This window comes from Pseudomonas sp. YuFO8 (assembly GCF_035065025.1).
Classification (GTDB): Bacteria; Pseudomonadota; Gammaproteobacteria; order Pseudomonadales; family Pseudomonadaceae; genus Aquipseudomonas; species Aquipseudomonas putida_AE.
In genome coordinates this window covers 165,539-175,575 of record NZ_JAXDEQ010000012.1, presented here as the reverse complement: position 1 = coordinate 175,575, position 10,037 = coordinate 165,539, and the positions used below count along the sequence as shown (strand labels likewise).

Sequence of the window (10,037 nt, the reverse complement as noted above, 5' to 3'; positions counted from 1 at the left end):
GCGAAGGCGTCATAGAAATCGCCTTCGCCGGCAAGCCGGGCTCCTACAAGGGGTTCGTGGTTTACCAGGTCAATACCGCCCCCAGCGCAACGGTATCGGTGTCTTCGTTCTGCGCACTGTTGTCATGGCCGTTGATTTCGAACTGGTTGTACTCGGCCACCAGCTTGAGGTTGTCGTTCACGTCATGGAACAGCGCAACGCCGCGGGTCTCGTAGTCGGCGCCGCTGCCGACCACGCCGTTGCCATCGTCATTGGTCTTGCCGTAGGACAACGCCAGGCGGTTCTTGCCCAGCTTGTAGGAGCCCTGCAACAGGTAGCCGTCGCTGTCGACGTTGCGCAGGGTCGGCTCGCCGGCGTTGTTGGTGAAAAACGGATTGATGCCCTTGGCCTGGAAACCGGAGCCGGTCAGGGACAAGCCGCCCATCTTTGCCTGCACGCCGTAACCGACGCCTTTGGACGTGACGGTGTCGACGGTGGAATCGGTATTGTCCGAGGTCTGGTAGCTGCCGTTGACCCAGCTGTAGATCTTCGCCCCGGCGAGGTCGAACTGGTAGGTGATCTCGCTCTCGGTGCGCGGGTTTTCCTGGTAGGCCTTGCCGGTGGGGCTGCTGTCGTTGGTGTCCACCGGGTCCATGATGCCCACCGCCACGCGCAAGCCGTCCATCACCGGCGTGCGGTAGGTGATCTGCGAAGTGGGGAACGGATAGGGGTAACCGGTGCCGATGTTGCCGAACGACACCCCGCCACCGTCCACCAGGCCCAGGGTATCGCTGACCTGACCGTAACCGGCGAGCAACTCGTCGAGCAGGATGTTGGAGCGGGCGAACAGGCCGAAGTCCTTGCCGATCAGCACTTCGCCCCACTCAGGGTTGGCCACGGTGCCGTAGAACTGCCGCACATCGATAGCGGTGTCGGTGCCATTGGTTTCACTGTCGTTGATGGTGACCCAGAACGAGGCGCGAGCCCCGAGCTTGAGGTCATCGACCTGCTTGCCCATGTTGAAGCCCAGGTAGTTGGGCAGAAACCCCATCTTCACCCGCGATTGACGGCGGTCGTACTGTTCGCCGGCGCGGTCGACATCGCTGTTGACGTAGAAGGCATTGATGTAGCCGTCGGTGGAGAACGTGGTCTGGTCTTTGTCGTACAGCATGATCTCCGCCTCGGCCATGGCGATCAGGCCGAAGGTAGACAGGCTGGCAATCAAGGCAGGCAAAAAACGCTGGGTGAAGTTCTTGTTGTTGTGCATGGCGCGCTCCGCGACTGGGACGAGTTGTCGGGGGCGATTATCGAAAGCGCGAGGGCAGCGCCATACGCTGCCTTGGGGGTGGAATCGAGGTGCTTTGGCATGGCCGCATGCGCGCGATAACTGTGGCCTAAGACCGTCTGTCGGCAAGGCTCACCACTTAGGGTGTAGGCCTGTAGCACCATGAAAAATGCCCGGATCTCACGACCCGGGCATCATTCCTCGACTGTGCTGCCAGCGTCAGAAGCTCGCCTTGACCGACAACATGAAGTTGCGTGGATCGCCGTAGTAGTTACCGAAGGACTCGGTACCGATGGTGGTGTAGTAGCGCTTGTCGAACAGGTTGTTGCCATTGAGCGCCACCGACCAGGTGTCGTCGATGCGGTAGCCGATGCGGCCGTTCCAGATCGCATAACCCGACTGGGTGATTTTCTCGCCGCTAGAGGGCGAAACCCGGAAGTTATCGCTTTGCGCGTTGACGCCAGCACCAATAGTGAATCGCTCGAGTGACCCGCCCAGGGCGTAATCGCCCCACATGCGCAACAAATGCCGAGGCACATAACTGTTGAACGCCGCGCCATTGAGGCTGCTGTCGATGTCGTCGAGGGTCTTGGTCTGGGTGTAGGTATAACCGGCCAGCAGCTGCAGGCGTTCGATGACTTCACCGCTGATCTCGGCCTCGAAACCCTGGGCGCGTACCTTGCCGGCGTTGACGTAGCAGTAGCCATCGGAGGACGGGCAGGACGAGTTGAAGTCGGTCTGCGCCTGGTCTTTCTGGATCGTACGGAACAGATTGAAGGAACTGTTCAGTCGACCGTCGAACCAGGCGCCCTTGATCCCCAGCTCGTAGCTCTGGCCCACCAGCGGCTTGAGCGCCGACCCGTCTTCGGAGCGGTAGTTGCCTTGCGGGGTGAAGATTTCCGCGTAGCTGGCGTAGGCCGTCAGGTTCTCGTTCAGGTCCAGCAGTACGCCGGCAAACGGCGTCACCTGCCCGGTCTCGGTGGTGCTGGAGTGCTCCGAGGTGCCGGTGTTGATGAAGTCGGAATCGGTATCGGAGTTGTACCAGCTCACCCGACTGCCGACGACGAATGTCAGCGGGTCAGCCAGTTTCAAGCGCAGGGTCGAGTACACGCCCTTCTGTTTGGTCACCGAATTGACCGGCCCACCACGGGACGAGTTGTCGATGAAGTAGCTGTCATCCGGCTCGGGGATATGCTTGTCGGGATTGAACACATTCTGGCGCTGCGGCAGAAACGCCACCGAGTAGAAGTCGTCCTTTTTCGAACGGCTGGCGTTGACGCCCACCACCAGTTCATGGCGTTGACCGAAGGCGTCGAACTTGCCATCCACGTAGGCGTCCAGGCCGTAGTCGACCTGATCGTAGTCGTACATGCTGCCCAGCATGCCGGTGGTATTGATACCCGGCGTCACGGCGCCGGAAGCGAAGGCGTACTTGATGTCCTGGGTGTTTTTTGTATAGACGCTGGCGACCTTCAAGGCCCAGTCGTCGTTGAGCTGGTGAGTCAGGTCGCTGAACACGGTGGTGCGCTGGCTGCGCCAGGTGTTCCACGAAGGATCGAGGCAGGTCGAGCGGCTGAGCTTCAGGTCGCTGCCGTCCCGGTAACGCGGCAGGCCGCCCCAGCAAGGGTTGGCATCCACGTCTTCATAGGCGACGCCCAGGCCAAGGGTGGTGTCAGGGCTCAGGTCAAGGTCGAGCGCGCCGTAATACACCTGGTCCTTGCGACTGGCATCGTCGACGAAGTAATGCCGGCTCTGTTCGGCGACCACGGCCCGCCCGCGCAAGGTGCCGGATTCGTTCAATGGGCCACCGGTGTCGACCTGGCCTCGATAGTTGTCCCAGCTGCCACCGGACAGGGTGATGTCGGTGTGCGCCGAGGTCTGGCCGCGCTTGCGTACGAAGTTCACTCCGCCTGCGGTACCGCCCGCGCCTTTCATCATGCCCGCGGCGCCGCGCAGGATTTCCACCCGGTCGTAATACGCCATGTCCTGGCTGAAACTGTCGGCCTGGACATAGAGGTTGCCCATGTCCAGGGGCACACCGTCGTACTGGTACTGGCCCGACATGCGGAAGCCACGGGAATAGAAGTACTTGCCGCCCATGGTCGAGTCGTAGACGGTGATGCCCGGGGTCTTTTCCATGACCTGGTCGATGGTGTTGAGGTTCTGGTCATCGAGCATCTTGCGCGTCATCACCGTGACCGATTGCGGCGTCTCCCTGAGCGAGTGCTCGCCCTTGCCGAGGGTGACTGCACCTGTGGTGTAGGAGCCGCTGTATTCGGTGGTCGCGCCCAGCACTTGGCCATTGATGTTGGTCGCGCCCAGTTCCAGCGCCGAGCCGACAGTGGGAACCGGTCGCAGCACATAAGTCCCGTTGGCCTGGGGCTCGGCCTGCAGGCCGCTGCCACCCAGGATCCGCGCAAAGCCTTCGCTGACGCCAAACGCACCCTTGAGCCCGGGGGATTTCAGCCCGTCGGTTTGGCGCGCATCGAACGACAGCGCAGCCCCCGCCGCGCTGGCGAAATGACTGAGGACTTCGGTCAGGCTGCCGCCGGCAATGTCAAAGGACTTGATTGAGCTGTGCTGTTGCTCCAGCGGCTGTGCCGCCATGGTTACCGTTGACCAGACGCCCGCCGTCGTTGCCGCCAAGAACCCGACCTTTACTGCGGTCGTCAAACGACCCGGTTTGTACACCCGAAACATGCTTGCCCTCCCCCAAAAACAATCGGTAAACACTCATTGAGGGATGAGCCGAACGTTGCGTATGAAAAGTGCAAAGGCAGACAAACTTTTTTCAACTCAGTGTGAAAGCGCACTGGCAGGCGCCGACACATCGACCCAATATCGGCTGTAGCGGGTGATCCGTAGCGAGAAGCCACTCTCCAGCGCAGCCAGCGCCAGGTCGGTGTCATCAATGGGGAAAGCGCCGGACACCTTCAGCTGCGCGATACTTGGATCGCAGCGCAGCACGCCGGTGCGATATCGCGAAAGGTCGGCCAGCAACTCGCTCAAGGGACGATTGATGGCAATGACGCTGCCCTGTTGCCAGGCTCCCACCGACGCATCGTTGCGCCGTACCGCCCCCAATGAGTGGCCATCGAAGTCCAGGGACTGGCCGGCTTCCAGACGTACCATCGAGCCGGCGGAACGGACCTCCACGGCCTTCTCGAGTACCGCCACCCCACCGCCCTGCCCATTGGAGCGGACGAGAAAACGCGTGCCGAGCGCGAGCACCTCGGCATGATGGGTGAGCACCTTGAACGGCCGTTTCAAGGGATCGACCGCAGTCGTCACCTGGATCTCGCCGCGCAACAGTTCGAGCACACGTTGACGACCGTCGAAACGCAGGTTGACCGAGGTGTCGGTGTTGAGCAGCAACGTGCTGCCGTCGGCCAGGCGAAACTCACGGCGCTCACCCACGGCGGTGCGGAAATCGGCAAACAGGTTGCTGGAAGTTTCACTGCGCAAGCCCAGCCAGCCCAGGGAACCGGCTGACGCGAGCACCAACACACTGCGCAACACCTGGCGCCGGGAGCGATCAGCGCCACGCAACGCTGGCGACGCCAGGGAACCCGGCACACTCGCCATCTGCTCGCTGACGTCGACCATGCGTTGCCAGGCCTGGCGATGGGCAGGATCACCGGCCAGCCAGTCGTTCCAGGCGGCCAGGTCGGAATCGCTGGCGATACCCGAACGAAGTCGGGCATACCAGCGGGCGGCGGTGCCAATCGCCTGTAACTCGGCGGGCGAAAGGCTCATGCCAGTTGCAACTGAATCTGCATCAGGCAGCAATGCTCCATGGCCTTGGCCATGTAGTTGTTGACCGTGCGGGTGCTGATATTCAAGCGCTCGGCAATCTGCGGGTAAGTCAGGCCGTCGAACTGGGACAGGATGAACGCCTGCTTGACCTTCGTCCCCAACCCTTGCAGCAGGCGGTCGATTTCCACCAGGGCCTGCAGCAGGATCGCCTGTTCCTCCAGCGAAGGCTGCTGCCACTCAGGCATGGCGGCCAAGGCTTCCAGGTAGGACTGTTCCAGCGAGCGACGGCGAAACAGATCGATCAGCAAGCCCTTGGCGATCATCGACAGGTAAGGTCGCGGCTCACGAATCTCCAGCGCATTTCGCGCCTTGATCACCCGCACAAAGGTGTCCTGCGCCAGGTCCGCCGCATCGAACGCATTGCCCAGGCGCTGGCGCAGCCAGCCATTGAGCCAACCGTGATGCTCGCAATACAGATCATTGACGGCGCTGCGCAGGGATAAATCGTTGGCGGACATGAGGTGGAATAGTTCGCGAGTGATAATGACTCGCATTGTCAGTCGTGCGCAGGGTAATTTGCAATAGCCACAACGGCCAACCCGCCTCGCCGCACTGGAAGGTGGGGCCAGGCAACGGCTACGCTGATATCATTCAAGTACTTACAAGCCGGGTAGAAAACATGAACCGTCAAAAAAAGCTGCAGCAGTTGTTCAAGGCCAAGGCCAAGAAGGCCAGCGCCAAACTGGCACCGAAAAAACCGAAATACATCAGCAAGGCTGACCGATTGAAACTGGCGGCTGAAGCCGGTGACGCCTCGATCAATTCCCCTAGCGAAAATTGATCCAGTTCGGCGCGCTCGAACTCATCGCCACACAGCTCGCGTAACGCTTGCAGGCCTTGACGCTGGCAGGCTCCGGCGGCACCGACACCAGCACGGTCAACACCAGGAAAAACAGGATCAAGAACGGTACGTAATAGGCGAGATGACTTTTTATTTTCATTGTCAGTGCGCTCGTGGCCCTTGAATCGAAACTGCGTGGGCAGTCCCCTTTGTAGAGGCGCCTTCGAGTGAGCGAAGGCGCCCTGTCACGCTGTCAGCGCTCGTCCACCGTGATGAACTCGCGACGTTCTGCCATGAATGCCGGCACGTCGTCCTCATTGGTGAAGAACTGCTCGTACCACTCGCGCAACTGGTAGACCGGGCCATCGGTTTCGGCCAGTACCGGCTTGTCGATGCGGATCTTGTGCTTCCAGATCACCACGTCCTGGTAGAACGAGTCGCGGTTGCCCTGGACATAGGCCCTGGCCACTTCCTGGTTCTGTTCTTCGGTCCAGCCCGGCACCCGCTTGACCATGCAACCAAAGCGCAGGTCGAAGCTGTTCGGTGTCACCGGCACGTGGCTGTTGAGCAGGATGGCGTGGATGCGCACGTCGCCGAACATCGAGCTGATGTGGGTGAAGTGGGTCGCCGGCCCGTAGTAGGCCGACGGCGCGATCAAGTCGCCGCCCAGGCGCTCGGAGTCGCCATGGAAAATCTGATGGCCGATGTGGCCTTCGAAGACGTTGGCGAAATACTTGGTCGGCGTGCCGTGCACCGGCCCGAAGTGCTGGGCGTCCACCAGGTTATCGACCAGCTCCCGTGGGTTGGTCTCGATGTGCATGGTGTCGATGTTCCAGTCGTGCACCCAGTCCGGATCGTCCATCTCGGGCAGGTGCGGAATGACCACGCCCTCCTTCGGCGCGCGGCCTTCGGGGTTGTTCCAGACGAACAGCAGGTTGTTTTCCTCGCAGGTCAACCAGCTGCGGGTCTTGGCCTTGGGTGGGATGCGCTTGCAGTAGGGAATCTCCACGCATTTACCGCCGGTGTCGTACTTCCAGTGGTGGAACGGGCATACCAGCCGGTCATTCTCGATGGTGCCCTGGGACAGGTCGGCGCCCATGTGCGGGCAATAGGCATCGAGGATGCTGATGTTGCCCTGGCTGTCGGCGAAGGCCACCAGGCGGGTGCCAAAGACTTCCAGGGTGTGGGGCTTGCCATCACGGTAATCGCTGGCATTGCCCAGGCAGTGCCAGCCGCGGGCGTAACGGTGGGTACGCTGGGCGTTCTCGATGTTGATTTCAGCGAGTTTGGTCATTGTTGTTGTTCCTCGGTTGCAGACTTGGGCAGGCAATGCCCCCAAGAAATACAGGGTGATCCCATGGCCGACATCATTGGGTAGCCGCGCCGGCAGGTCATCCTTCAGTTGGACTAGATCAAACGCGATCCACTCTCAATGGGCGCCCCAGTCACCAGGGGCGCCGCACTGGACGGTTACTGGCCGAAGCGCCGGGCAGCCTCCGGGCCGAAGTCCCGGGGACTGAAGCCGGTTTTGTTCAGCAGGTAGCCATTGCGCTGTTCGTTGATCAGGTTGAACGCCAGGTAGCTGCCGGCGTTGAGGTCGTAGTACAGGCCGACGCCCGCTTGAGGCCGCTGGCTTTCGTAGGCGTAGAAGTAATTCAGCATCGAGGTCCGCCACAGCTCGCCACGGTTGTCATAGTTGTCGGCGAGCATCGGGAACCAGGTGTCCTCGTCGATATACAACTTGCGCTTGCCATACAGGTGGCGATAACCCGGCTTGAGGGTGCCTTCGAGCTCCCACACCCGATGGCGCTCATAACGCATCGCATCGGGATTGATGTGGCCCGGCGTCAGCAGATCGGCGTACTTGAGGTTGGCCGCGTGCAGGCGGTAGGTGTTGTAGGGGATGAACATCTCGCGCTTGCCGACGATCTTCCAGTCGTAACGCTGCCCGGAACCGTTGAACAGGCGCACCTCGTCGACGGTGATCGAGCCGCCGCTGCCAGGGAACGACATGTCGAAGCCATAGCCGGGCGACTGGCGCACCCGCCGCGTACCCGGATCGTAACGCCAGGCCTGGCGCGGTTCGGTCTTGTCATTCCAGAACTCGGTGCCGGTATTGATCTCGCCCTTGTCCCGTTGCGGCAGCAGGGTTTCGTTGAGATAGAACGACGAGTTGCCGGTGGTCTCGCCAATCCTGCCCGGCTCCAGCGCCGGTGCCAGGTTGCGCGAATGCACGCGTCCCCAGTTGATGTTGCCATCCTTGAGCACGTAGGCGTTGTCGGAGGTGTATTCCTCGGTCCAGGCACGCAGGGTAAAAGCCGAGGCGTTCTTCAACAGTTCCAGGCCGCTGCGCGGTACCGGAAAGGCTGTGCCGCCGGTTTTGCCCACTACCCCTTCACCCTCATCCACCAGGCGAGCAATGCTGGCGTTCTCGCGGGTGGCTTTGCAAACCGCGTCGTCGAAGCGGAAATCCCGGTGCGAGGGGTAGATCGGCATCTTGTAGGTGCCCGGGAACAGCTTGAACAGGGCTTTCTGGCCGTCGGACAGGTAGTCGTTGTACTGCGCGATGTTCTGCGCGGTAATCACGAACAGCGGTTTTTCGTCCGGGTACGGGTCTACCGGGTGGTTACCAGTGCCCTTGAAATCAACGTGGGGCGGTGCGCCCAGCCATTTGCCGCTGAACGCTGGAATGCTGCCGTCGGCGTTGCCGGCTTTTTCCGCGCCCACGCACGTCAGGTCTGTGCCCAGGCGGGAGGCATCTTCGGGTGCGGCATTCACCGTGCCGATGGCACAGCCCAATATCAACGCCAACGCCCAGCCAGGGGACTGATTACTGCCGGTCATTTTTATTCTCCTTAGGTTCGACAACGGTGGCCCAGTATCGACAGCCCGGTAACCCGGCAGCATCGTCCGCACGGACTAACGCATTTTGGTACGCCCCCTCGTCATAGCCGCGCCGCCGCCGGCTGCGGCGCGCCCAGGGCGACCACACTGTTGAGCATGATCCGCACCAGCTCCGTCTGGCGCCGCACGCCGGTCTTGGAAAAAATCGAGCGCAGGTGCGCACGCGCGGTATTGCGGCGGATATTCAGGAATTCCGAGGCCTCCTCCAGCGACAGGCCGTTGGCCAGTTCCAGGGCCAGCGTGGTTTCCGCCGGGGTCAGGTTGTACAGTTGCGACGTCAGCACCGTGCTCACCAGCGACTTGCTCACGGCATCGCGCACATACACCACGACCGTGGGTTTGCCATTGCCTTCGAGCAGGTCCCCCGAGGGAATCAACTCCACCACCACGCCCAGGCTGACCTGCCCGGATGGACGGGAAATCGAGGTCGCCTCGGCCACCTGCACCCCTCTGCTGGCGCCCTGCCTGGCGCGCTGGAAGGCATTGCGCACCAGCCGCGCCAACTCCCGATTGTCGCTGGGGTAAGTCGCTTCCAGCCGCCCACCGACAACCTTGAGGCCGTCCTGGCTGTCGAGGATTTCCCGGGCCACGGGATTGAGTTGCACCACAGTGCCGTGCTCATCGAGCACGATGGTCGCCACCGCCAGGCGGCTGATCGTCTGTGAATAAAGGCTGCCCAGCGACTCGCTGCGGTCGAGCAGCGAATACATGTGCAAGGCCCGGCGCAGGTGGGGCAACAACATGGCACACATGGCCCGCTCGGCGTCACTGAACCGTGGCTGGGCCCGTGGTCGATTGATTCGGAAACGCACCGTGCCGCCATCCGGCATGCGGATATCGGCTCCGAGCATGTGGTAGCAATCGTAGGGTTGACAGTACAACAGGTAAAACGCCGAGCTGGCCCATTCGCTGTCGCTGATCAGTTCGTCGACGGTGAACACCGTGTCGGTGGGCAAGCCGTCGAACAGGGTGGATTTGGCGTAGTAGGCGTAGTGGTTGATACCGCCCTTGCCCAGTTCGACATCTCCGGCGACCACCATCGGCGACAACAGCGGCTCGTCCTGGACCCGCAGGATCAAAGTGACGAAATTGGCCTTGAACAACGCTCGTACCTCGCGCAACGCGTCGCTCAAGCTGCGGGTATCCATCGCCGAATCGTAGATGTTGCCGATGATCCGTTCGTACTCGGCCAACTCCAGGCCCATGAGCGCCAGGACCTGTGCATTGGGCATACAACTTTGCATAACCATTCCCCAGCAGGGGGCCCGAGTC

The 10,037-nt window shown here is 61.5% G+C and carries 9 protein-coding genes; 1 reads left to right on the top strand and 8 read right to left on the bottom strand.

What is annotated here, in order from left to right:
- Window positions 1-61: 61 nt before the first annotated feature.
- From SOP95_RS13645 to SOP95_RS13630, 4 genes are all read right to left on the bottom strand, one after another.
- Window positions 62-1,246, bottom strand: coding sequence for a porin (locus SOP95_RS13645; protein WP_323607352.1), 1,185 nt, complete (start codon window positions 1,244-1,246; stop codon window positions 62-64).
- Between the two features lie 237 nt (window positions 1,247-1,483).
- Entirely contained in the window at window positions 1,484-3,964 is a 2,481-nt protein-coding gene (locus SOP95_RS13640) for a TonB-dependent siderophore receptor (protein WP_323607351.1), read from the bottom strand.
- Window positions 3,965-4,060: 96 nt separating this feature from the next.
- On the bottom strand, window positions 4,061-5,020 hold the full coding sequence (locus tag SOP95_RS13635) for a FecR domain-containing protein (protein WP_323607350.1): 960 nt from the start codon (window positions 5,018-5,020) through the stop codon (window positions 4,061-4,063).
- Entirely contained in the window at window positions 5,017-5,538 is a 522-nt protein-coding gene (locus SOP95_RS13630) for a sigma-70 family RNA polymerase sigma factor (protein ID WP_046817094.1), read from the bottom strand. Before SOP95_RS13630 ends, SOP95_RS13635 begins: the two co-directional genes overlap by 4 nt.
- A gap of 161 nt (window positions 5,539-5,699) precedes the next feature.
- Here SOP95_RS13630 and SOP95_RS13625 point away from each other — a divergent pair, with 161 nt between their 5' ends.
- The gene (locus SOP95_RS13625) at window positions 5,700-5,861 is read left to right on the top strand and encodes a DUF2986 domain-containing protein (protein ID WP_274074703.1); all 162 of its coding nucleotides are present in this window, start codon (window positions 5,700-5,702) and stop codon (window positions 5,859-5,861) included.
- On the opposite strand, the gene SOP95_RS13620 is transcribed toward SOP95_RS13625, so the two are convergent.
- The 4 genes from SOP95_RS13620 to SOP95_RS13605 all read right to left on the bottom strand — a co-directional run bounded on the left by SOP95_RS13620 (window position 5,848) and on the right by SOP95_RS13605 (window position 10,009).
- Entirely contained in the window at window positions 5,848-6,021 is a 174-nt protein-coding gene (locus SOP95_RS13620) for a hypothetical protein (protein WP_274074702.1), read from the bottom strand. The two genes, SOP95_RS13625 and SOP95_RS13620, sit on opposite strands and share 14 nt — an antisense overlap.
- A 93-nt stretch (window positions 6,022-6,114) precedes the next feature.
- Window positions 6,115-7,155 (bottom strand): Rieske 2Fe-2S domain-containing protein, encoded by a 1,041-nt coding sequence (locus SOP95_RS13615; protein WP_274074701.1) that lies wholly within the window; start codon window positions 7,153-7,155, stop codon window positions 6,115-6,117.
- Between the two features lie 176 nt (window positions 7,156-7,331).
- Window positions 7,332-8,705, bottom strand: a complete 1,374-nt coding sequence (locus tag SOP95_RS13610) for a DUF1329 domain-containing protein (RefSeq protein ID WP_274074700.1) — start codon at window positions 8,703-8,705, stop codon at window positions 7,332-7,334.
- 101 nt (window positions 8,706-8,806) lie between these two features.
- Window positions 8,807-10,009 (bottom strand): helix-turn-helix transcriptional regulator, encoded by a 1,203-nt coding sequence (locus SOP95_RS13605; protein WP_274074699.1) that lies wholly within the window; start codon window positions 10,007-10,009, stop codon window positions 8,807-8,809.
- Window positions 10,010-10,037: the final 28 nt, after the last annotated feature.

Bases quoted from the DNA above. Each gene is read 5' to 3' on its own strand.
- SOP95_RS13645 (WP_323607352.1), bottom strand. From the start codon at position 1,246: ATGCACAACAACAAGAACTTCACCCAGCGTTTTTTGCCTGCCTTGATT.
- SOP95_RS13640 (WP_323607351.1), bottom strand. From the start codon at position 3,964: ATGTTTCGGGTGTACAAACCGGGTCGTTTGACGACCGCAGTAAAGGTC.
- SOP95_RS13635 (WP_323607350.1), bottom strand. From the start codon at position 5,020: ATGAGCCTTTCGCCCGCCGAGTTACAGGCGATTGGCACCGCCGCCCGC.
- SOP95_RS13630 (WP_046817094.1), bottom strand. From the start codon at position 5,538: ATGTCCGCCAACGATTTATCCCTGCGCAGCGCCGTCAATGATCTGTAT.
- SOP95_RS13625 (WP_274074703.1), top strand. From the start codon at position 5,700: ATGAACCGTCAAAAAAAGCTGCAGCAGTTGTTCAAGGCCAAGGCCAAG.
- SOP95_RS13620 (WP_274074702.1), bottom strand. From the start codon at position 6,021: ATGAAAATAAAAAGTCATCTCGCCTATTACGTACCGTTCTTGATCCTG.
- SOP95_RS13615 (WP_274074701.1), bottom strand. From the start codon at position 7,155: ATGACCAAACTCGCTGAAATCAACATCGAGAACGCCCAGCGTACCCAC.
- SOP95_RS13610 (WP_274074700.1), bottom strand. From the start codon at position 8,705: ATGACCGGCAGTAATCAGTCCCCTGGCTGGGCGTTGGCGTTGATATTG.
- SOP95_RS13605 (WP_274074699.1), bottom strand. From the start codon at position 10,009: ATGCAAAGTTGTATGCCCAATGCACAGGTCCTGGCGCTCATGGGCCTG.